This window comes from Paracoccus seriniphilus (assembly GCF_028553745.1).
GTDB classification, from domain to species: Bacteria; Pseudomonadota; Alphaproteobacteria; order Rhodobacterales; family Rhodobacteraceae; genus Paracoccus; species Paracoccus seriniphilus.
Genome location: NZ_CP067129.1, coordinates 651,646 through 672,719, shown reverse-complemented (window position 1 = coordinate 672,719; position 21,074 = coordinate 651,646). Strand labels below are relative to the sequence as shown.

The following is a 21,074-nucleotide window of genomic DNA, read 5'->3' as shown; positions in this document are numbered from 1 at the left end:
ATGATCCGCTTATGTTCCAAGGTCTCTTATCCCGCTTGTTCTTCGACGCCCCCGGCCCGAAACCTCTGGCCTCGGCGGATGCCGAAGTCGCCATCGCGGCATTGCTGGTGCGTGTCGCCCGGGCCGATAATCACTATGATCTTGCCGAGAAACAGCGCATCGACTCGATCCTGGCGCGCCGTCGCGGGCTGACCATGGAAGAGGCGGCCGAATGTCGTGCCGCAGCCGAGATGATAGAGGCCGAAGCCCCCGACACCGTCCGCTTTACCCGCGAAATCAAGGACCGTATCGCGCTGGAGGACCGCCTGGGCGTCATCGCCGCAATGTGGGAGGTGACCTATGCAGATGATCACCGTGACCCCGACGAGGAAACGATGGTCCGTCTGGTCTCGGGCTTGCTGGGCATCCCCGACCGGGATTCCGCGCTGGTGCGGCAGAAAGTGCTGGAAGGGCTGGGGTCGGCCGGGCTCTAGAACCCCAGACGATCCCGCAGGCCATACCACGCCATTCCGGCCACAAGCAGCGGCCCACGCAGCATCGCCCCACCGGGAAAGGATCGCGTCGTCACGGCCGCCATGGTGTCAAATCCCGCAGCCTGTCCGGCAATGGCATCCGCCATCAACCGTCCCGACAGCGTCGCCATGGCAACCCCGTGGCCTGAAAAGCCACTGGCCGACAGGCAATTGGGTGCAGGACGGGCAAAGAACGGCATCCGGTTCATGGTGATCGCCAAGGTTCCGCCCCAGGCATGGGTCAGTGCGACATCGGCCAGTTGCGGATAGACCGACAGCAGATGTCGCCGCACCACGCCCACAATATCCTTGGGGAAACGATAGGTGACGGTTTCCCCACCACCAAAGATCAGACGCCGCTCATCATCCAGCCGCCAATAGTTCACGACGAATTTCGTATCGGCGGCTGCGGTATTGCGGGGCAGAACCTCGGGAAAGCGATTCCCCAGAGGCTCGGTCGCGACGATGTAATTGTTGATCGGCATCACCCGGGCCGAGACCTTTGGCTCGATATCCCCCAGATAGCCATTTCCGGCCAGAACCAGATGATCGCACAGGATCCGGCCCGTATCGCAGTGAACGATCGTCTTTTCGCCCGCCTTGCGGGCATGGGTGACGCGATGCACATGGGTGTCTTCATGCAGGCGCGCGCCCGCCTGATCGGCCAGTCGCGCCATACCAAGGGCAAGGTTCAGCGGATGGACATGCCCTGCCCCCCAATCGACATCGCCGCCATGATAGACCTCGCTGCCGATCAACGCGGCAAGCCCGGGACTGTCCAGAGTCTCGACCCGGTCGTAACCATAGGATTCGCGCAGATGCTCGGCCATGTGACGGGCGTGATCGACCTCGGCCTGATTGCGACAGGCATGCACGATACCGTCACGCACCGGCACGGATGCCTCGGCCGCCAGACCACGCACCAGCTCCTTGGCCTGCTCGGCCAGATTCCACAGGCGAGAGGCCTGCTCGGCCCCCAGCTGCTGTTCCAGCCAGTCGACCTCTTGGCGTTGTCCCGATCCGATCTGCCCACCGTTGCGCCCCGATGCCCCAAAGCCGACGCGATGCGCCTCGACCAGAACCACATCCAGCCCCGCACGCGCCAGATGCAGGGCCGCCGACAGCCCCGTATAGCCGCCACCGACAACCGCGACATCAGCCCGTGTCTCGCCCCGCAGGCGCGGAAACGGGGCCAGATCGGTTTTCGTCGCGGCATAGACGCTGTCGGGATAGTGGCCGCGCCGATCGTTCATATACAGAAGGTTCATACGTTCAACAGCAGGTGCTCGCGTTCCCACGGGCTGATGACCTGCAGGAATTCATTGTATTCATTGCGCTTTACCGCAACGAACAGATCCACGAATTCGTCACCCAGAATGTCCCGCATGGCCTGACTTGCCGTCATCAGATCAAGCGCATCACCCAGATTATAGGGCAGCTCGCCCTGAGACATATAGGCGTCACCCTTGTATTCGGCGCGCGGATCCTTTTTCTCGGTCAGACCCAGATACCCGCAGGCCAGCGAGGCCGCGATTCCCAGATAGGGGTTGCAGTCCATTCCGGCCAACCGGTTTTCAACGCGCCGTGCCTCGGCCCCCGAAATCGGCACCCGCAAACCCGTGGTGCGATTGTCACGCCCCCACTCCAGATTGATCGGCGCGGCAAAGTCGGGAACATAGCGGCGATAGCTGTTCACATAGGGCGCCAGCAGGGCAATCGCCGCCGGCAGATGCCGCTGCATGCCGCCGATGAAATGCATGAAGGCCTCGGTTTCCCGCCCCTCGGCATCGGAAAAGATATTCTGCCCGGTTTCGCGATCCACGACCGAATGGTGGATATGCATCGCACTGCCCGGCTCTCCTTCGATGGGCTTGGCCATGAAGGTGGCAAAGCAATCATGGCGCAGGGCTGCCTCGCGGATCAACCGCTTGAAATAGAACATCTCATCAGCCAGCGCGACGGGGTCGCCATGGGCCAGGTTGATTTCGACCTGCCCGGCCCCGCCCTCTTGCAGGATTCCGTCGATTTCGAAGCCCTGGCTCTCGGCGAAATCATAGATGTCATCAATGACCTTGCCATATTCATCCACGGCCGACATGGAATAGGCCTGTTTGGCCGCCGCCCGGCGTCCCGTGCGCCCCATGGGCGGAATGATCGGCTGATTGGGATCGGTATTGCGCGCCACCAGGAAGAACTCCATTTCCGGCGCGACGACGGGCTTCCAGCCCTTTTCCTCATAAAGCTTGACGATCCGTTTGAGCACATTGCGCGGGGCAATCGGCACCGGATTGCCCTGCTGATCATGGGCGTCATGGATGACCTGCATGGTCCAATCCGCCGTCCAGGGGGCCGCTGCCGCCGTGCTGTAATCCGGCGTCAGGATCATGTCCGGTTCGGTGAAGGCACCGGCAGGGTTTTCAGCCCATTCCCCGGTGATGGTCTGCAGAAAGATCGAGTTGGGCAGATAGAACTTGTCCTGCCGCATGAATTTCGACGCCGGCATGGCCTTGCCACGGGCGACACCGGCAATATCGGCCACGATGCACTCCACCTCGTCCAGTCGCCGTTCCGCCAGATAATCCCGTGCAGCCTGCGGCGCCTTTTCCAGCCAGTCCGCATTCATACCGCCCCCTCTGCCGCTGCCCGCGACATCTTGAAAAAAGTTTCAATCCGATCTGCCAGCAGGTCCGAGTCCCTGGGCTCTCCCATGCGCTGCGCCGCGCGGTCCAGCAAAGGCTGGGGCACTACACCCTTGGCGCGCGTATCCATCAGACCCTGCACGAATGCGTCATGGAATTCGGGATGCGCCTGTACCGTGAAGGCCCTGTCTCCATAGACCAGGGCAGCATTCTGGCAAAATTCGTTGCTGCCCACGACCTCGGCATCCGGGGGCAACGCCACGACCTGATCCTGATGCCAGGCATTCAGTGTCACGGTCTTCCCGCCGAAATCGTAGTCCTGCGCGCCGACCGCCCAGCCCCTGGGGTGCTTGATGACCTTGCCGCCCAATGCCTGCGCGATGATCTGATGGCCAAAGCAGATGCCGACCATGGGAATCCCCGCCGCATAGATCCGCCGCACCAGATCCTCAAGCGGCGGAATGAAGGCGTGATCCTCATAGGCGCCATGGCGCGACCCTGTCAGCAGCCAGCCATCCGCGTCGTGAATGTCATCGGGAAATTGCATTTCCTCGACGTGATAGACATCGAACTGGAAACCGCGACCGGACAGAAGGCGGGTGAACATCTCGGGATAATCACCCAGTTCACCCTTCAGCTGTTCGGGCGACTGGCCGCATTGAAGTATGCCGATACGCATGAAGAACCCGTGGTGTTGATGATACCGCAAGGTAGGCACGCAAAGGCATTCGCCGCAAGGGGCATAAAGCAATGAAGGCTGCCGGACTGGCGCTGCGGGACAGACCACGCTAGCCTTCGGCGCAACGGCACAACCGCCCGCATTCAGGAGGAAAAATCATGTCAGCCATTGACCCGGACGGGCTGCAGGAGTTCTCGGTCGTCTTCACCGATCGCTCGCTCAACCATATGTCGCAACGCTTCCAGAAGGTCATGCGCGACCTCTCGGCCTCGCTGCGCGAGGTCTATGGCGCAGATCAGGTCGCCATTGTCCCCGGCGGTGGAACATTTGCGATGGAATCGGTGGCACGACAGTTCGGCCTGGATGCCCATGCCTTTGTCGTCCGCAATGGCTGGTTCAGCTATCGCTGGAGCCAGATTTTTGAAACCTCCGGCATTGCGCGGGAAACCACCGTCGCCATGGCGCGCCCCGCCGGCAACGACCCGCAACCCGCCTATGCACCCCCACCCATCGAAGAGGTCACCTCAAGCATTCGGAAAGCCCGCCCCGATGTGGTCTTCGCGCCCCATGTCGAGACCTCGGCCGGGCTGATCCTGCCCGACGATTACATCACCGCATTGGCCGAAGCCGCCCATGAGGTCGGCGCACTGATGGTGCTGGACTGCATCGCTTCGGGCGCGGTCTGGGTGGACATGCAGAAAACCGGGGTCGATGTGCTGATCTCGGCACCGCAAAAGGGCTGGTCTGCCTCGCCTTCGGCCGGTCTGGTGATGCTGTCCCGGCGCGCCGGGGAACGGCTGGAGCAGACCCAAAGCGACAGTTTCGCGCTGGACCTGAAGAAATGGCGCAGCATCATGGCGGCTTACGAGGACGGCGGTCACGCCTATCACGCGACCATGCCGACCGACGCCCTGACCGGTTTGCGCGACGCCGTGGCGGAAACCCGCGAAATGGGATTGGAAGCGGCACGGCAAGCGCAGTGGCAACTGGGCGATGGCGTGCGCGCCCTGCTGGCCGAAAAGGGGCTGCGTTCGGTAGCGGCAGCGGGCTTTGGCGCGCCGGGCGTTGTCGTATCCTATACGCGGGACCCGGATATCAAATCCGGCAAGAAATTTGCCGAGCAGGGCCTGCAGATCGCCGCAGGTGTGCCGCTGGCCGTCAATGAAGGCGACGATTTCTCGACCTTCCGGCTGGGGCTGTTCGGGCTGGACAAGCTGAAGGATGTCGAGGGCACGATCGAACGTCTGCGCGCAGCAATCGACAAGCTGCTGTAGGATCGCAGTGCAGGGGCCCAGGTCCCTGCCTCACCGCAAGGGAATGCGGCGGAGGGAAATGAAAAAGGCCGGGTTTCCCCGGCCTGAAATCAGTTCTTTTCTTCGATGATGGTGACAAGATGCGGGATCTTGGCAACCATTCCGCGCACCGAGGGAGTATCTTCCAACTCACGGGTGCGGTTCATCTTGTTCAGGCCCAGACCTTTCAGCGTCGCGCGCTGAATGGCGGGGCGGCGCAGCGGCGAACCGATCTGCTTGACGACGATGGTTTTTGCCATGTCTCTCTCCTTACGCCTGTGCAGCCGAGGTTACGGTTGCGTCGGTTCCGGCGGTCGCGGCAGGTGCCTTGTCCTGCGACGGCAGGATCTCGGCAACCTTCTTGCCACGACGCTGAGCGACGGCCCGCGGGCTGGAACCCAGCTTCAGACCATGCAGCGTTGCGCGGATCATGTTGTAAGGGTTTTGCGACCCCAACGACTTGGCCACGACGTCCTGAACGCCCAGCATTTCAAAGACGGCACGCATCGGACCACCGGCGATGATCCCGGTACCGGGAACTGCCGTCCGCATCACGACCTTGCCAGCGCCGTGACGGCCCTCGATATCGTGGTGCAGGGTGCGGCCATCACGCAGCGGCACGCGGATCATGTTGCGCTTCGCCTGTTCGGTCGCCTTGCGGATCGCCTCGGGAACCTCTTTGGCCTTACCTTTGCCAAAGCCGACGCGGCCACGTTGATCGCCCACAACCACAAGAGCAGCAAAGCCGAAACGCTTACCACCTTTGACGGTCTTGGACACACGGTTGATCGCTACAAGGCGATCGGCGAATTCCGGAGTTTCGTCGCGATCATCACGACGGCCCCGACGGTTGTCACGTTCTGCCATAAGGCATCCCTTTCCAGCTGACGCGCAATTGGCGCCAATTAATTCAATCCAGGTGGATCGAGGATCCCCGGATCATCGGGGTGACGCGAACGCCACCCACAACTTTTAGAACTTCAGGCCACCTTCGCGTGCAGCGTCGGCCAGGGCCTTGATCTTGCCGTGGAAGATAAAGCCACCCCGGTCGAAGACGACGTCCTCGACACCGGCTTTCTTTGCCCGCTCGGCAATCGTCGCACCGACCTTGGCGGCCGCTTCGACGTTGTTCTTGCCCACGAAGCCCAGATCCTTTTCCAGCGTGCTGGCCGAAGCCAGGGTCACGCCTTTCAGGTCGTCGATGACCTGAACGGAAATGTTCTTGGACGAACGGTGAACCGACAGCCGCGGACGGCCATTCGACATCGCCCGCAGTTTGTTCCGTACGCGCAAGCGGCGCTTTTGGAACAGCTCTTGCTTTTTCAGTGCCATTTCTCGCGCCCCTTACTTCTTCTTGCCTTCCTTGCGGAAAACATACTCGCCCTTGTAGCGGATGCCCTTGCCCTTGTAAGGCTCGGGACGACGCCACTCGCGAATGTTTGCCGCAACCTGGCCGACCAGCTGCTGGTCAATGCCTTCGACAACGACTTCAGTCTGTTTCGGAGCCGTGATCGTCACGCCCTCGGGCGTTTCGAAATTCACCTCATGCGAATAACCCAGCGACAGCTTCAGGGTCTTGCCCTGCATCTGCGCCCGGTAACCCACACCCTGGATTTCCAGCTCTTTCTTGAAGCCAACCGACACGCCCACAGCCAGGTTTTCCACCATCGAGCGGGTCATGCCCCACTGCTGGCGGGCCCGCTTGGACGTTCCGCGCGGGGTCACCCGCACGAAACCGTCGTCGATTGCCATATCGACGTCATCGGTCGCGGTGAAGCTGCGGGTGCCCTTGGGGCCCTTCACTTCGATCACATGACCTTTGACTTCGGCCGTTACGCCCTTGGGCAGTTCGACCGGTTTCTTACCAATCCGAGACATCTGCTGCCCTCCTTAGAATACCGTGCAGAGGACTTCGCCGCCAACGTTGGCGTTGCGAGCCGCTGCGTCCGACATGACACCTTTCGGCGTCGACACGATCGAAACGCCCAGACCCTGACGGACCTGCGGGATTTCCTTGGCGCCGGCGTAAACGCGGCGGCCAGGCGTCGATACGCGAGACAATTCCCGGATGACCGGGGTGCCGTCGAAGTATTTCAGGCCGATTTCCAGCTCAGTATGGCCGGTAGCAGTGGTCACTTCCTCGTAGCCGCGGATGTAACCTTCGGATTTCAGCACGTCCAGAACCCAAGCGCGAAGCTTGGAGGCCGGGGTGCGCACGGTCGATTTGCCACGCATCTGCGCATTGCGGATGCGGGTCAGCATATCGCCGAGAGGATCGTTCATCGACATCAGTGCCCCCTTACCAGCTAGATTTGACCATACCCGGAACCAAACCGTTCGAGGCAAGCTCGCGCAGTGAGATCCGGCTGAGTTTCAGTTTCCGGTAATACGCCTTCGGGCGTCCGGTCAGCTGGTCACGGTTGTGAAGCCGCGTCGGCGACGAATTGCGGGGCAATTCAGCCAGTTTCAGCGTAGCCTTGAACCGCTCTTCCATCGGAAGGGACTGATCCTTGACGATCGCGTTCAAAGCAGCCCGTTTCTCGGCATACTTGGCGACCATGCGCTGGCGCTTTTTCTCGCGCTCAACCATCGATTTCTTTGCCATATCTTCTTCCCTCCGCGACTCAGCTGTTGAACGGCATGTTGAAATGCTTCAACAGCGATTTCGCTTCCGCGTCGGTCGTCGCGGTGGTGCAGATGATGATGTCCATTCCCAGAACTTCGTCGACCTTGTCGAAGTTGATTTCCGGGAACACGATGTGCTCTTTCATGCCCATGGCATAGTTGCCGCGGCCGTCGAAAGAGGTGCCCTTGACGCCGCGGAAGTCGCGGATCCGGGGCATCGCGATGTTGATCAGGCGATCCAGGAATTCATACATCCGGTTGCCGCGCAGCGTGACCTTGGCACCCAGAGGCATCTCTTCACGGACGCGGAACCCGGCGATCGAGTTCTTTGCCTTGGTGATGACAGCCTTCTGACCGGCGATCAGCGACAGCTCTTCAGCGCCCTGTTTCACCTTCTTGGTGTCCTTGACCGCTTCACCGATCCCCATGTTCAGGACGATCTTGTCCAGACGCGGGATCTGCATGTCGTTCTTGTAGGCGAACTCTTCTTTCAGAGCAGCCTTGATCGAATCGCGGTACTGCGCCTTGAGGCGCGGCGTATATGTTGCAGCGTCCAGCATCAGATCACGTCTCCCGTGGTCTTGGCGAAGCGCACTTTCTTGCCGTCTTCCACGCGGAAGCCGACCCGAGTTGCCTTGCCGTTCTTGTCCATGAGGGCCAGGTTCGACAGGTCGATCGGCATTGCCTTGGGCATGCGACCACCCTGACTGTTCTGGGTCTGGCGCTGGTGACGGATCGCGATATTCACGCCGTCAACAATGGCCTTGTTGTCCTTGGGCATCACCGCGGTGATCTCGCCCTGCTTGCCCTTGTCCTTGCCGGCAAGCACGACGACCTTGTCGCCCTTTTTCAGCTTGGCAGCCATTACAGCACCTCCGGAGCAAGCGAGATGATCTTCATGAAGTTCTTGGCGCGCAATTCACGCACGACCGGCCCGAAGATACGGGTTCCGACCGGTTCGCCCTGGTTGTTCAGGACGACTGCGGCATTGCGGTCAAAACGGATCGAGGTTCCGTCTTCACGTTTTACTTCTTTCGCGGTGCGGACGACGACGGCCTTGCGGACGTCACCTTTCTTGACCCGGCCCCGCGGGATGGCTTCCTTGACGGAAACGACGATGATGTCGCCCACCGACGCATAGCGACGGTGCGAACCACCCAGGACCTTGATGCACTGAACCCGGCGAGCGCCGGAGTTGTCAGCAACATCCAGATTGGTCTGCATCTGGATCATTTGGTTTCTCCCGACCTTTGGGGACCGGCCAATCCGGCCCCAGGGTTTCGATCATTTCTGATCTGTGATGATGGACTTATGCCGAAGCAGTATCGTCCGTCAGGACAGTCCAGCGTTTCGTCTTCGAAATCGGCGCACATTCGACGATGCGAACGATGTCCCCGATCTTGAATTGGTTGTTTGCGTCATGCGCCCGGTATTTCTTGGACGAACGAACGGTCTTGTGCAGCAGCGGATGCTTGAAGCGACGCTCGACCAGAACGGTGACGGTCTGCTCGTTCTTGTCGCTGGTCACGCGGCCTTGCAGGATACGTTTGGGCATGGGCCGGTCTCCTTACTTCGAGGCCGCGGCTTCCGCCGCTTTCTGGTTCAAAATGGTTTTGACGCGTGCAACATCGCGACGAACGGCGCGCATGCGAGCGGTGTTTTCAAGCTGGCCGGTGGCCTGCTGGAAGCGCAGATTGAACGCCTCCTTCTTCAGCGCGACAAGCTGCTCTTGCAGCTGGTCGGGCGTCTTCGACTTCAGTTCTTGCGCGTCCATGCGCCTTTTCCTTTCCAACATCACCGGAGAGCCCCGGTTTGTCCGGGCCACCCTGATTCCGGTGGAGTTTCGTGATGAAGGCCTGCCCATACAGGGCCAGACCGTGCTTGGCAAGCCCTTTTGAGGTTTTGCCAAATACGGAACCCCGCCAGTTGCCCGGCGGGGTCCGTTTTCTGCGATCAGCGCGGTGGCGCCGGTCTTACCAGTCCTGGCGAGCGATGATGCGCGTCTGAACCGGAAGCTTCATGGCGCCAAGGCGCAGGGCCTCACGCGCGATGGTGTCGGACACGCCGTCGATCTCGAACATGATCCGGCCGGGGTGAACCCGGGCGGCCCAGAAATCGACCGAGCCCTTACCTTTACCCATCCGCACTTCGGTCGGCTTCGAGGAAACCGGAACATCCGGGAAAATCCGGATCCAGACCCGGCCCTGACGTTTCATGTGACGGGTGATCGCGCGGCGAGCCGCCTCGATCTGGCGCGCGGTGACGCGCTCGGGTTCGACAGCTTTCAGGGCGAAGGACCCGAAGTTCAGTTCGTAACCGCCCTTCGCGTTGCCGTGAATCCGGCCCTTGTGCTGTTTGCGGAACTTCGTCCGTTTAGGTTGCAGCATTTGTCGTTCTCCTTACCGGGCGTCGCGGCGCGGACCGCGAGGAGCCGGACCTTCCTGGGCTTCTGCGGCCTTGCGGTCGCGAGCCTGGGGGTCATGCTCCATGATCTCGCCCTTGAAGATCCACACTTTCACGCCGATGATCCCGTAGGGGGTCGTGGCTTCGCAAAGCGCATAATCGATGTCGGCACGCAGGGTATGCAGCGGCACACGGCCTTCGCGATACCATTCGGTCCGTGCGATCTCGGCACCGCCCAGACGACCGGCAACGTTCACACGAATGCCCAGGGCGCCCATGCGCATGGCGTTCTGAACCGAACGCTTCATGGCACGACGGAAGGACACACGACGCTCGAGCTGCTGCGCGATCGATTCTGCAACCAGGGCAGCGTCGATTTCCGGCTTGCGGACTTCGACGATGTTCAGGTGCAGTTCCGAGCTGGTGAAAGCGCCCAGCTTCTTGCGCAGAACCTCGATATCGGCGCCTTTTTTGCCGATGATGACACCCGGACGTGCTGCGTGAATGGTCACACGGCATTTCTTGTGCGGACGCTCGATGATGACGCGGCTGATGCCGGCCTGTTTGGCTTCTTTCTTGATGAAGTCCCGGATCTTCAGGTCTTCAAGCAGCAGATCGCCATAGTCCTTGTCGTCGGCGTACCAACGGCTGTCCCAGGTGCGGTTGACCTGGAGGCGCATCCCGATCGGGTTTACCTTCTGACCCATTACGCTTGCTCCTCGACTTGGCGCACCTTGATGGTGATTTCCGAAAACGGCTTCATGATCTTGCCATAGCGGCCACGTGCCCGCGGACGGCCACGCTTCATCACCAGGTTCTTGCCAACCCATGCTTCGGCGACGATCAGGTTGTCGACGTCGAGACCATGGTTGTTCTCGGCATTCGCGATGGCCGACTGAAGGCATTTCTTCACGTCACCAGCAATACGCTTGTGCGAGAAGGTCAGGTCGGACAGCGCCTTGTCCACCTTCTTGCCCCGGATCAGCTGAGCGACGAGGTTCAGCTTCTGCGGCGAGGTGCGAAGCATCTTGGTCTTCGCCATCGCTTCGTTCTCCGCCACGCGGCGCGGATTCTGTTCCTTACCCATGACGATTATTTCCTTTTGGCTTTCTTGTCCGCCGCGTGACCGTAATAGGTCCGGGTGGGCGAATATTCACCGAATTTCTGGCCAATCATATCCTCGGTAATCGCAACGGGGATATGCTTCTGCCCGTTGTAGACACCAAAGGTCAGGCCGACGAATTGCGGCAGGATGGTGGAACGACGCGACCAGATCTTGATAACGTCGGATTTCCCCGACTCACGGGCTTTTTCCGCTTTCTTGAGCACATAGGCGTCAACAAAGGGGCCCTTCCAAACAGAACGTGCCATTGGTTAACGCCCCTTCTTCTTCGCGTGACGCGACCGCAGAATATACTTGTCGGTCGCCTTGTTGCTGCGGGTCTTCTTGCCCTTGGTGTCTTTACCCCAAGGCGTAACCGGCGTGCGGCCACCCGAAGTCCGACCTTCACCACCACCATGGGGGTGGTCGATCGGGTTCATGGCGACACCACGAACGCTGGGACGGATGCCCTTGTGGCGGTTCCGGCCAGCTTTCCCGAAGTCCTGGTTCGAATGGTCGGCATTCGACACGGCACCGATGGATGCCATGCATTCCTGACGCACCAAACGCAGTTCGCCCGAGGACAGGCGGATCTGCGCATAGCCACCGTCGCGACCCACGAATTGCGCGTAGGTGCCGGCGGAACGTGCGATCTGGCCGCCTTTGCCGGGCTTCAGCTCGACATTGTGGACGATCGTGCCGATCGGCATGCCGCTGAAGGGCATGGCGTTGCCGGGTTTCACGTCGACCTTGGCGCCGGAAACGATCTTGTCGCCCACGGCCAGGCGTTGCGGCGCTAGGATATAGGCACGCTCGCCGTCTTCGTAGCTGATCAGCGCGATGAAAGCGGTACGGTTGGGATCGTATTCGATCCGCTCGACCACCGCGGTCACGTCAAATTTGTTACGCTTGAAATCGACGATGCGATACAGGCGTTTTGCCCCGCCGCCTTTGCGGCGCATGGTGATCCGTCCGGTGTTGTTCCGGCCGCCTTTCTTGGTCAAACCTTCAGTGAGGGTTTTGACCGGGCGACCTTTCCAAAGCTCCGAACGGTCGATCAGAACCAGCCCACGCTGGCCAGGCGTCGTCGGCTTATACGACTTCAATGCCATCTTTCTGTCTTCCGTTGCTTTGGACCGAGGTGGTCCGTTTATTCCAAAAGATCTGCGGCCCCGGAGCTACCGGGGCCGCAGATTCGCGACCTACTATCAGAGTCCCGTCGAGACGTCGATAGTGTTCCCCTCTTCAAGGGTCACATAGGCTTTTTTCACGTCGACCCGACGGCCCAGCTGGCCCCGGAAACGCTTTTGCTTGCCTTTGGTGATGGTCGTGTTGACCGCCTTCACCTTGACGCCAAACAGGGCTTCGACCGCTTCCTTGATCTGCGGTTTGGTCGAATCCTTGGTAACCTGGAAGACAACGCCGTTGTTTTCCGAAGTCATCGTGGCCTTCTCGGTGATGACCGGCTTGACGATCACGTCGTAGTGTTCGGGTTTCGCGCTCATTTCAGGCGAGCCTCCAGAGCTTCGACACCAGCCCGCGTGATGACCAGAGTATCACGCTTCAGGATGTCATAAACATTGGCACCGATCGAGGGCAGAATATCCACGCCTTCGATGTTGCGCGCAGCGCGGGCGAAGCCTTCGTTGACTTCGGCACCGTCGATCACCAGCACGCGCTTCCAGCCGTTTTCCTTGACAGCCTTGGCCACTGCCGCGGTCTTGGCGTCGGCGAGGTTCAGATCCTCGACAACAACCAGTTCACCAGCGGTCGCCTTGGCGGACAGGGCATGCTTCAGGCCCAGGGCGCGAACTTTTTTCGGCAGATCGAAAGCGTGCGAACGCGGGGTCGGACCCTTGTAGACGCCACCGTGACGGAAGATCGGAGCCTTCTTGGAACCGTGACGTGCGCCGCCGGTGCCCTTCTGGCGATAGATCTTCTTGGTCGAGTAGCTGACTTCGGACTTGGTCAGAACCGAATGCGTGCCGGCCTGAGCCTTGGCACGCTGCCAGCGGACAACGCGCTGCAGCAAGTCGCCGCGCGGGGCCAGGCCAAAGACCTCATCGGCCAGCTCGATCGACCCGGCCTTGCCGGAATCCAGCTTGATCACATCAAGTTTCATCACTTGTCTCCTTCCGACGCAGCTTGTTCTGCGGCAGCAGCTTCGGCTTCAGCAGCCTTGCGGGCGGCTTCTTCCTCGGCAGCGGCCTGTGCAGCTGCTTCTTCGGCCAGACGTTTTGCTTCATCAGCAGCCGATTTCAGCGCGGCAGGGTAGATCACGTTCTCGGGGGTGGTTTTCTTGACGGCATCCTTGACGGAAACCCAGCCACCCTTGGAGCCCGGAACCGAACCCTTGACCATGATCAGACCACGTTCGGCATCGGTGCGGACAACCTGGAGGTTCTGGGTCGTGACGCGCACGGCACCCATGTGACCGGCCATCTTCTTGCCCTTGAACACCTTGCCCGGATCCTGACACTGACCGGTCGAACCATGCGAACGGTGGCTGATCGACACGCCGTGCGAGGCACGCAGACCGCCAAAGTTGTGCCGTTTCATGGCACCGGCAAAGCCCTTACCGATCGAGGTGCCGGCGATGTCCACATACTGACCTTCGAAATAGTGGTCAGCCGTGATTTCTTCACCGACATTGATCAGGTTTTCTTCCGCAACACGGAATTCCGCGATCTTGCGCTTCGGAGCAACCGAAGCTTTCGCGAAATGTCCGCGCATGGCGGCCGTGGTACGCTTGGCCTTGGCAACACCCGCGCCCAGCTGAACGGCAGTATAGCCGTCGCGCTCGGCCGTGCGCTGAGCCACGACTTGCAGATTGTCCAGTTGCAGGACGGTGACCGGGACCTGACGACCGTCCTCAAGGAACAGCCGGGTCATGCCCAGTTTCTTGGCGATTACACCAGTACGCAGCATGTCCGCCTCCTTACACCTTGATCTCGACATCCACGCCGGCGGCGAGGTCGAGCTTCATCAGGGCGTCAACGGTCTGGGGCGTCGGGTCGACGATGTCCAGCAGACGCTTGTGCGTGCGGATTTCCCACTGATCCCGCGATTTCTTGTCGATATGCGGACCGCGCAGGACGGTGAATTTCTCGATCTTGTTCGGCAGCGGAATCGGACCGCGAACAGTCGCTCCGGTGCGCTTGGCCGTGTTGACGATTTCCTGGGTGCTGGCGTCCAGCACGCGGTAATCGAAAGCCTTCAGCCGGATGCGGATATTCTGGCTTTGCATGTATTATCCCTCGGATGGGATTTCAGTTGAGAGGCAGACAACGCACCATGCGAAGCCTGCTTCGAACCGTAGTAATAGGCAGAGCGGCCGAATAACGGCCGCTTTACCAAATTGCAATCCCCTTTTCAGAGGAATTCTTTCGTCGTTGCAAAGGCTGGCCGAAACCAGCCCTTGCCACCCATCATCACTCGATGATTTTGGAGACGACGCCTGCGCCGACGGTGCGTCCGCCTTCGCGGATGGCGAAGCGCAGTTTTTCTTCCATGGCGATCGGCGCGATCAGTTCGACTTCGAACTTCAGGTTGTCGCCCGGCATCACCATCTCGGTGCCCTCGGGCAGGTTGACCGTGCCGGTGACATCCGTGGTGCGGAAGTAGAACTGCGGACGATAGTTCGCGAAGAACGGCGTGTGACGGCCACCTTCATCCTTGGTCAGGATATAGGCTTCGGCTTCGAACTTGGTGTGCGGGGTCACCGAGCCCGGCTTGGCCAGAACCTGACCACGCTCGACGCCGTCACGGTCGATGCCGCGCAGCAGGGCGCCGATGTTGTCGCCAGCCTCACCGCGATCCAGCAGCTTGCGGAACATCTCAACGCCGGTGCAGGTGGTTTTCTTGGTGTCGCGGATACCCACGATTTCCAGTTCGTCGCCCACGTTCACAGCGCCACGCTCGACACGGCCGGTCACAACCGTACCACGACCCGAGATCGAGAACACGTCTTCGATCGGCATCAGGAACGGCTGGTCGACAGCGCGCTCGGGGGTCGGGATGTAGCTGTCAACGGCTTCCAGCAGCGCGCGGATCGACTTCTCGCCGATTTCCTCGTCGCGACCTTCCAGAGCGGCCAGAGCCGAGCCCTTGATGATCGGAATGTCGTCGCCCGGATAGTCGTAGCTGGACAGCAGCTCGCGCACTTCCATCTCGACCAGTTCCAGCAGCTCTTCGTCATCAACCTGGTCGACCTTGTTCAGGTAGACGACCATGTAGGGGATGCCCACCTGACGGCCCAGCAGGATGTGCTCGCGCGTTTGCGGCATCGGGCCGTCAGCTGCGTTCACAACCAGGATCGCGCCGTCCATCTGCGCCGCACCGGTGATCATGTTCTTCACATAGTCAGCGTGGCCGGGGCAGTCGACATGCGCATAGTGGCGCGTCTCGGTTTCATATTCGACATGGGCCGTCGAGATCGTGATACCGCGGGCCTTCTCTTCCGGCGCGCCGTCGATCTGGTCATAGGCCTTGAAATCGCCGAAATACTTCGTGATCGCGGCCGTCAGTGTCGTCTTGCCGTGGTCAACGTGACCAATCGTGCCGATGTTGACGTGCGGTTTGTTCCGTTCAAACTTTGCCTTTGCCATGATTGGCTCCTTTTCATGTGACGGTGCGTGCAAGCACGCACCCTACGGGGGTGGTAGGGTGCGCCGAAGCGCACCGCCCTTATGCGTATTTCTTCTGGATCTCGTCCGAGATGTTCTGCGGCACGCCATCGTAATGGTCGAACAGCATGGTGAACACGGCACGGCCCGAGGACATCGAACGCAGGTTGTTGATGTAACCGAACATGTTGGCCAGCGGAACATAGGCGTCGATGACATTGGCGTTGCCACGGGTATCCTGCCCGCGCACCATGCCACGACGGCTGGTCAGATCGCCGATGATCGAACCGGTATATTCTTCCGGCGTCACAACTTCGACCTTCATGATCGGTTCCAGCAGTTTCGCACCGGCCTTGCGCAAACCTTCACGCATTGCCGCACGAGCCGCGATTTCAAAGGCCAGCACCGAGGAGTCGACATCGTGGAATGCACCGTCGATCAGCGCAACCTTGAAGTCGATCACGGGGAAGCCTGCCAGCGGACCCGAATCCATCACCGATTTGATGCCCTTTTCGACACCCGGAATGTATTCCTTCGGAACGGCACCACCGACGATCTTGCTTTCGAAGGAATAACCTTCACCCGGCTCGGTCGGGGTGATGACCAGCTTGACCCGCGCGAACTGACCGGTACCACCGGTCTGTTTCTTGTGGGTGTAGTCGATTTCGGCTTCCGAAGAGATCGTTTCGCGATAAGCCACCTGAGGCGCACCGATATTCGCCTCGACCTTGAATTCCCGCTTCATGCGGTCAACCAGGATGTCGAGGTGAAGTTCGCCCATGCCCTTCATGATCGTCTGACCCGATTCCAGATCGGTTTCGACGCGGAAGGACGGATCCTCGGCGGCCAGACGCTGCAGAGCCAGACCCATCTTTTCCTGATCGGCCTTGGATTTCGGCTCGACCGCGATCTCGATGACCGGATCGGGGAAGGTCATGGTTTCCAGAACGACCGGCTTGCTGGGATCGCTGAGCGTGTCCCCGGTGGTCGTTTCCTTCAGACCGGCCAGCGCAATGATGTCGCCGGCATAGGCTTCTTCGATCTCTTCGCGGTTGATGGCATGCATCAGCATCATCCGACCGACACGCTCGCGCTTGCCCTTGGTCGAATTCAGCATCGTGTCGCCCTTCTTCACTTTACCCGAGTAGATCCGGGTGAAGGTCAGAGAACCAACGAAGGGGTCGTTCATGATCTTGAACGCCAAGGCCGAGAACGGCTCTTCATCGCTGGCCGGGCGCGGGATATTACGCGTTTCCGTCTCGTCATCGGGCGAGAAGCCCAACAGGGTCGGAACGTCCTGCGGACCGGGCAGAAAGTCGATGACAGCGTTCAGCAGCGGCTGCACACCCTTGTTCTTGAAGGCGGAACCAGCCAGCATCGGGAAGAACGACAGCGACAGCGTACCCTTGCGGATCAGCTTGCGCAGCGTGTCCTGATCAGGCTCGTTGCCTTCAAGATAGGCTTCCATGGCTTCATCGTCTTGCTCGACGGCAAGCTCGATCATGTTGTTGCGCCATTCGTTGGCCAGATCCTGCAGCTCTTCACGGATCGGTTGCCGTTTCCAGCTTGCGCCCAGATCTTCACCGATCCAGACCCATTCTTCCATGGCGATCAGGTCGATGATGCCTTCCAGCTTGTCTTCCGCGCCGATGGGCAGAACGATCGGGCACGGCGTACCGCCGGTCCGTTCCTTGACCATCTTGACGCAGTTGAAATAGTCGGCGCCGATCTTGTCCATCTTGTTGACGAAGACAAGCCGCGGGACCTTGTAGCGGTCAGCCTGACGCCAGACCGTTTCGGTCTGCGGCTCGACACCGGCGTTGCCGTCCAGCAGTGCCACGGCACCATCCAGAACCGCCAGCGAACGTTCGACTTCGATGGTGAAGTCGACGTGGCCGGGCGTGTCGATGATATTGAACCGGTACTTGGTGTCAGAAGTGCCCTCGGCAGTCGGGTCTTCCTGACGCTGCCAGAATGTCGTGGTTGCAGCGGACGTGATCGTGATGCCGCGCTCGGCTTCCTGCTCCATCCAGTCCATCGTCGAGGCGCCGTCATGCGTCTCGCCGATCTTGTGGTTCTTACCGGTATAGAACAGGATGCGCTCGGTCATCGTGGTCTTGCCGGCATCGATGTGAGCCATGATGCCAAAGTTCCGGTAGCGCGTAAGCGGATACTCGCGTGCCATTGAGGGCCTTCCTTCCGATTACCAGCGGTAATGGCTGAACGCTTTGTTAGCGTCGGCCATCTTGTGGGTGTCTTCGCGCTTCTTGACGGCAGTACCGCGGCCGTTAACGGCATCGGCCAGCTCGCCAGCGAGGCGCTCTTCCATCGTGTTTTCGTTGCGGTTCTTGGCCGCAGTGATCAGCCAGCGGATGGCCAGTGCCTCACGGCGGGTCGGACGAACCTCGACGGGAACCTGATAGGTGGCACCACCAACGCGGCGCGAACGCACCTCGACCGAGGGTTTCACGTTGTCGAGGGCCTCGTGGAAGACCTCGATCGGTTCGCGCTTGAGGCGGGCCTCGACACGGTCCAGAGCGTTATAGACGATACGCTCGGCAACCGATTTCTTGCCGTCAACCATCAGGTTGTTCATGAATTTTGTCAGGACGCGATCACCAAACTTGGCGTCGGGCAGGACTTCGCGCTTTTCAGCGGCGTGACGACGGGACATTGATGCCTCTCCTTACTTCGGACGCTTCGCGCCGTATTTCGAACGACGCTGACGACGATCTTTGACGCCCTGGGTATCCAGCACACCGCGCAGGATGTGGTAACGGACACCCGGAAGGTCTTTCACACGGCCGCCACGGATCAGCACGACGCTGTGTTCCTGAAGGTTGTGCTTTTCGCCCGGAATGTAGGAGATGACCTCGAAGCCATTCGTCAGGCGGACCTTGGCCACCTTCCGCATAGCAGAGTTCGGTTTCTTCGGCGTCGTGGTATAGACGCGCGTGCAAACGCCACGCTTCTGCGGGTTACCCTGCAGATGCATTGACTTTGACCGCTTGACTTTAGGCTGCCGCGGCTTGCGGATCAGCTGTTGAATTGTCGGCATTCGGTTCCCCGTCTTGCTCTGTCAATACTCGCAGCCACCGGCTGCGCCTCTTCTCGACGGCACTCCGCGCGAATCGCGAAATGCCATACCCATCCGTCCCCTATCGGGGTGGATAGGCGAATTCCAGAGGATCGGGGCTTAAAACGGCCCGGATCGTGTCCACATAGGTTCTGGTTCCCGAAACGGTTTCCCGCCGGGTGAGCGGCGTATATGGGGAATCATCCAAGCTGTCAACAAGAGCCGCCGCGCGGCCCGCATCAGCTTTCGCGGGCCAGACTGTCCAGATCCTGTCGGCGCAGGCGAAAGCGCTGCCACAGCTGCCGGTCGGCCTGTTCGCGGCTGAGAGACCAGGGCGTTCCCGGCCCCATGGCGCCCGAGTCACTGTCACCATGGATGGCGCGCAGGAACATCAGCGGCTTGGTAATCGCGACGCCGGGCATCCACAAGCCGATCTTGGAATGATCAAAGTGCAACGCGCTGCTTTCGACCTCGGGGGGCAGGAATACAGTCAGGGCGACGCCCATGTTGTGGCACAGACGCGGCGTCAGCTCGATCCCGTCTGGGCCGACCGAGGCCATCACCCCGCGCGAATAATCCAGCGACAGCCGTTGTTCGGTTTTCCACAGCGCCTTCACCCGCCGGAAATCCCTGCGCGTGGAGGCGACATAGTCAATCGCCACCGCGTCATCATCGTCATGGCGGAAATGCCCGATCACATCAGCATCGCTTTCGACATGGGGGGCGATTGCGGCTCGGCAGGCCTGCAGGTGACGCTCCATCGGCGGGACCAGTTCCAGCCGCAGCTGCGGCATGCCCGCGACCAGTTCCCGCAGGCGCGACAGATAGGGGTCGGGCAGATCCGGTCCGGTCATGATCACAAGGGTGAAATCCGGGTCGGTCTGGGCCTGCCATGCCGGCAGCGCCACCCGGGTGAACCATTGCCAACGCCGTGCCAGCCGATCGGGCTGATACAGAAAGCGACGCCGCTCCTCATAGCTGTCATGCTCGATCTTGTAACCACGCAGGCCGACATAGGAGAACCGGCACAGCCCCAGCATTTGCACGCGCATCACTGCTTCTCCAATTGCGCTTCCCGCCAGATCACATAGATGCCCGCTGCCACGACAAGCGCCGATCCCAGCCAGGTCCAGATGTCCGGCCATTCCCCGAAGATCGCCACGCCCGCAGCAATGGCTACGATCAGCGAGGTATAGCGGAAGGGTGCGACATAGGAAATTTCCCCGACCCGCATTGCCGCCACGCCGGTCACATAGCCCATCGTCAGGAATGCACTGGCCAGAAGGAGCAACAGCAGGTGCTGCAGATTCGGCATGATCGCGCCCTGCCCCAGCGCCAGAACGCCACCCATGACCGTCACCGACAGGGCCGCGTAAAAGGCGATCGTGGTCGAACTGACATCGCGGCTGAACATCTTGGTCACAATATCGCGCAGGACCATCAGCAGCACCGATCCCAGCGCCACCAAGGCCCAAATGCCGAATGTGCCGCTGCCCGGCCGCAGGATCATCATGACCCCAACCAGACCGACCAGAACCGCGCCCAGGCGCCGCGGTCCCAGCCTCTCGCCAAAGAACATCGCGGCGGCCAGCATCACCACCAGCGGCAGGGACTGCATCACCGCCGACAGGTCGCCGATTGCCATGACCTGCAAGGCATTCAGGAACAACAGGGTCGAGCCGACCTCTCCGAGCGCCCGCAGCACCATCGACCAGCGATTGCCTCGCCCGACGGCCAGGGACAACCCGCCCTCGCGCAGCGCCAGCGCCCAGAGAACCACCATCATCGTCAGCCCACGCATGGTGATGGCCTGATACAGCGGCATGTCCTGGGTCACGAATTTCATCGCGGCATCGTTGCAACCAAAGCCGATCATCGACAGCGTCATCAGCAATGCCCCACGCAGATTGTCACCCGGAGCATGGGGCTGCGGGGTGACCGAGGCGGGGCTGACCCGCCGCAGGGGAGACATGAGAGGCGCACGCATGAGAGACCTGCCTGATTGGGCTATCCCCAAGCGATAGGGGATGCGGACCGCCGAGAAAAGCCCCGCCAGAGGCCACAATGCACAAAGATGCGCATGAAAAAAGGCCCGGCCAAATGGCCGGACCTTTCAGTTCT

Annotated in this window: 31 protein-coding genes; 2 read left to right on the top strand and 29 right to left on the bottom strand. The window is 60.6% G+C overall.

Translation table 11 applies throughout. The features are described from left to right. The first annotated feature begins 11 nt into the window (after positions 1-11). Positions 12-473, top strand: coding sequence for a tellurite resistance TerB family protein (locus JHW44_RS03305; protein ID WP_089345700.1), 462 nt, complete (start codon positions 12-14; stop codon positions 471-473). On the opposite strand, the gene JHW44_RS03300 is transcribed toward JHW44_RS03305, so the two are convergent. The 3 genes from JHW44_RS03300 to JHW44_RS03290 are packed head-to-tail and all read right to left on the bottom strand — an operon-like array spanning position 470 to position 3,830. Beyond that, on the bottom strand, positions 470-1,780 hold the full coding sequence (locus JHW44_RS03300; protein WP_089345701.1) for an NAD(P)/FAD-dependent oxidoreductase: 1,311 nt from the start codon (positions 1,778-1,780) through the stop codon (positions 470-472). The genes JHW44_RS03305 and JHW44_RS03300 overlap by 4 nt on opposite strands. After that, positions 1,777-3,135: a glutamine synthetase family protein gene (locus tag JHW44_RS03295; RefSeq protein WP_089345702.1), complete on the bottom strand. Its 1,359-nt coding sequence runs from the start codon at positions 3,133-3,135 to the stop codon at positions 1,777-1,779. The genes JHW44_RS03300 and JHW44_RS03295 overlap by 4 nt, the downstream gene beginning before the upstream one ends. Beyond that, complete coding sequence (locus JHW44_RS03290) at positions 3,132-3,830, bottom strand: type 1 glutamine amidotransferase (RefSeq protein WP_089345703.1); 699 nt, start codon at positions 3,828-3,830, stop codon at positions 3,132-3,134. The genes JHW44_RS03295 and JHW44_RS03290 overlap by 4 nt, the downstream gene beginning before the upstream one ends. Before the next feature lie 158 nt (positions 3,831-3,988). On the opposite strand from JHW44_RS03290, the gene JHW44_RS03285 reads away from it, so the two are divergent. Continuing rightward, the gene (locus tag JHW44_RS03285; protein WP_089345704.1) at positions 3,989-5,104 is read left to right on the top strand and encodes an aminotransferase class V-fold PLP-dependent enzyme; all 1,116 of its coding nucleotides are present in this window, start codon (positions 3,989-3,991) and stop codon (positions 5,102-5,104) included. 89 nt (positions 5,105-5,193) lie between these two features. On the opposite strand, the gene rpmD is transcribed toward JHW44_RS03285, so the two are convergent. The 26 genes from rpmD to JHW44_RS03155 all read right to left on the bottom strand — a co-directional run bounded on the left by rpmD (position 5,194) and on the right by JHW44_RS03155 (position 20,940). Beyond that, positions 5,194-5,382 carry a 50S ribosomal protein L30 gene (rpmD, locus tag JHW44_RS03280; protein WP_089345705.1) on the bottom strand — a complete coding sequence of 63 codons (189 nt, stop codon included), beginning with the start codon at positions 5,380-5,382 and terminating at the stop codon, positions 5,194-5,196. A gap of 10 nt (positions 5,383-5,392) precedes the next feature. Next, entirely contained in the window at positions 5,393-5,989 is a 597-nt protein-coding gene (gene rpsE / locus JHW44_RS03275; RefSeq protein WP_089345706.1) for a 30S ribosomal protein S5, read from the bottom strand. 105 nt (positions 5,990-6,094) lie between these two features. Further along, complete coding sequence (gene rplR, locus JHW44_RS03270) at positions 6,095-6,454, bottom strand: 50S ribosomal protein L18 (RefSeq protein ID WP_089345707.1); 360 nt, start codon at positions 6,452-6,454, stop codon at positions 6,095-6,097. Between the two features lie 12 nt (positions 6,455-6,466). Then, on the bottom strand, positions 6,467-7,000 hold the full coding sequence (gene rplF, locus JHW44_RS03265; RefSeq protein WP_089345708.1) for a 50S ribosomal protein L6: 534 nt from the start codon (positions 6,998-7,000) through the stop codon (positions 6,467-6,469). 12 nt (positions 7,001-7,012) lie between these two features. Beyond that, on the bottom strand, positions 7,013-7,411 hold the full coding sequence (gene rpsH, locus JHW44_RS03260) for a 30S ribosomal protein S8 (RefSeq protein WP_089345709.1): 399 nt from the start codon (positions 7,409-7,411) through the stop codon (positions 7,013-7,015). 10 nt (positions 7,412-7,421) lie between these two features. Next, positions 7,422-7,727: a 30S ribosomal protein S14 gene (gene rpsN, locus JHW44_RS03255; RefSeq protein ID WP_089345710.1), complete on the bottom strand. Its 306-nt coding sequence runs from the start codon at positions 7,725-7,727 to the stop codon at positions 7,422-7,424. A 19-nt stretch (positions 7,728-7,746) separates the two neighbouring features. Then, on the bottom strand, positions 7,747-8,307 hold the full coding sequence (gene rplE, locus JHW44_RS03250) for a 50S ribosomal protein L5 (protein WP_089345711.1): 561 nt from the start codon (positions 8,305-8,307) through the stop codon (positions 7,747-7,749). After that, positions 8,307-8,612 carry a 50S ribosomal protein L24 gene (rplX, locus tag JHW44_RS03245; protein WP_089345712.1) on the bottom strand — a complete coding sequence of 102 codons (306 nt, stop codon included), beginning with the start codon at positions 8,610-8,612 and terminating at the stop codon, positions 8,307-8,309. Before rplX ends, rplE begins: the two co-directional genes overlap by 1 nt. After that, positions 8,612-8,980, bottom strand: coding sequence for a 50S ribosomal protein L14 (gene rplN / locus JHW44_RS03240; protein WP_089345713.1), 369 nt, complete (start codon positions 8,978-8,980; stop codon positions 8,612-8,614). Before rplN ends, rplX begins: the two co-directional genes overlap by 1 nt. A 76-nt stretch (positions 8,981-9,056) precedes the next feature. Further along, positions 9,057-9,302: a 30S ribosomal protein S17 gene (rpsQ, locus tag JHW44_RS03235; RefSeq protein WP_089345714.1), complete on the bottom strand. Its 246-nt coding sequence runs from the start codon at positions 9,300-9,302 to the stop codon at positions 9,057-9,059. A gap of 12 nt (positions 9,303-9,314) precedes the next feature. Next, positions 9,315-9,521 carry a 50S ribosomal protein L29 gene (gene rpmC / locus JHW44_RS03230; protein WP_089345715.1) on the bottom strand — a complete coding sequence of 69 codons (207 nt, stop codon included), beginning with the start codon at positions 9,519-9,521 and terminating at the stop codon, positions 9,315-9,317. 199 nt (positions 9,522-9,720) lie between these two features. Then, positions 9,721-10,134 (bottom strand): 50S ribosomal protein L16, encoded by a 414-nt coding sequence (gene rplP, locus JHW44_RS03225; RefSeq protein ID WP_089345716.1) that lies wholly within the window; start codon positions 10,132-10,134, stop codon positions 9,721-9,723. A gap of 12 nt (positions 10,135-10,146) precedes the next feature. After that, positions 10,147-10,857, bottom strand: a complete 711-nt coding sequence (gene rpsC, locus JHW44_RS03220; RefSeq protein ID WP_089345717.1) for a 30S ribosomal protein S3 — start codon at positions 10,855-10,857, stop codon at positions 10,147-10,149. Further along, on the bottom strand, positions 10,857-11,237 hold the full coding sequence (gene rplV / locus JHW44_RS03215) for a 50S ribosomal protein L22 (RefSeq protein ID WP_089345718.1): 381 nt from the start codon (positions 11,235-11,237) through the stop codon (positions 10,857-10,859). The genes rpsC and rplV overlap by 1 nt, the downstream gene beginning before the upstream one ends. A 5-nt stretch (positions 11,238-11,242) precedes the next feature. Beyond that, positions 11,243-11,521, bottom strand: coding sequence for a 30S ribosomal protein S19 (gene rpsS, locus JHW44_RS03210; RefSeq protein ID WP_089345719.1), 279 nt, complete (start codon positions 11,519-11,521; stop codon positions 11,243-11,245). 3 nt (positions 11,522-11,524) lie between these two features. Continuing rightward, positions 11,525-12,364, bottom strand: a complete 840-nt coding sequence (rplB, locus tag JHW44_RS03205; RefSeq protein WP_089345720.1) for a 50S ribosomal protein L2 — start codon at positions 12,362-12,364, stop codon at positions 11,525-11,527. Positions 12,365-12,460: 96 nt separating this feature from the next. After that, positions 12,461-12,757, bottom strand: a complete 297-nt coding sequence (locus JHW44_RS03200; RefSeq protein WP_089345721.1) for a 50S ribosomal protein L23 — start codon at positions 12,755-12,757, stop codon at positions 12,461-12,463. Beyond that, on the bottom strand, positions 12,754-13,374 hold the full coding sequence (gene rplD, locus JHW44_RS03195) for a 50S ribosomal protein L4 (protein ID WP_089345722.1): 621 nt from the start codon (positions 13,372-13,374) through the stop codon (positions 12,754-12,756). The genes JHW44_RS03200 and rplD overlap by 4 nt, the downstream gene beginning before the upstream one ends. Beyond that, positions 13,374-14,180 (bottom strand): 50S ribosomal protein L3, encoded by an 807-nt coding sequence (gene rplC / locus JHW44_RS03190; protein WP_089345723.1) that lies wholly within the window; start codon positions 14,178-14,180, stop codon positions 13,374-13,376. The genes rplD and rplC overlap by 1 nt, the downstream gene beginning before the upstream one ends. A 10-nt stretch (positions 14,181-14,190) precedes the next feature. Then, positions 14,191-14,499 carry a 30S ribosomal protein S10 gene (rpsJ, locus tag JHW44_RS03185; RefSeq protein ID WP_042247848.1) on the bottom strand — a complete coding sequence of 103 codons (309 nt, stop codon included), beginning with the start codon at positions 14,497-14,499 and terminating at the stop codon, positions 14,191-14,193. 184 nt (positions 14,500-14,683) lie between these two features. Then, entirely contained in the window at positions 14,684-15,859 is a 1,176-nt protein-coding gene (tuf, locus tag JHW44_RS03180) for an elongation factor Tu (RefSeq protein ID WP_089345724.1), read from the bottom strand. Between the two features lie 79 nt (positions 15,860-15,938). After that, a complete protein-coding gene (fusA, locus tag JHW44_RS03175; RefSeq protein WP_089345725.1) occupies positions 15,939-18,062 on the bottom strand; it encodes an elongation factor G in 2,124 nt (707 codons plus the stop codon). A gap of 18 nt (positions 18,063-18,080) precedes the next feature. Further along, positions 18,081-18,551 (bottom strand): 30S ribosomal protein S7, encoded by a 471-nt coding sequence (gene rpsG / locus JHW44_RS03170; RefSeq protein WP_089345726.1) that lies wholly within the window; start codon positions 18,549-18,551, stop codon positions 18,081-18,083. A gap of 12 nt (positions 18,552-18,563) precedes the next feature. Next, positions 18,564-18,935 carry a 30S ribosomal protein S12 gene (rpsL, locus tag JHW44_RS03165; protein WP_089345727.1) on the bottom strand — a complete coding sequence of 124 codons (372 nt, stop codon included), beginning with the start codon at positions 18,933-18,935 and terminating at the stop codon, positions 18,564-18,566. A 257-nt stretch (positions 18,936-19,192) separates the two neighbouring features. Next, positions 19,193-20,005, bottom strand: a complete 813-nt coding sequence (locus JHW44_RS03160; RefSeq protein WP_089345728.1) for a glycosyltransferase — start codon at positions 20,003-20,005, stop codon at positions 19,193-19,195. Further along, positions 20,005-20,940, bottom strand: a complete 936-nt coding sequence (locus JHW44_RS03155; protein ID WP_089345729.1) for a DMT family transporter — start codon at positions 20,938-20,940, stop codon at positions 20,005-20,007. Before JHW44_RS03155 ends, JHW44_RS03160 begins: the two co-directional genes overlap by 1 nt. Positions 20,941-21,074: the final 134 nt, after the last annotated feature.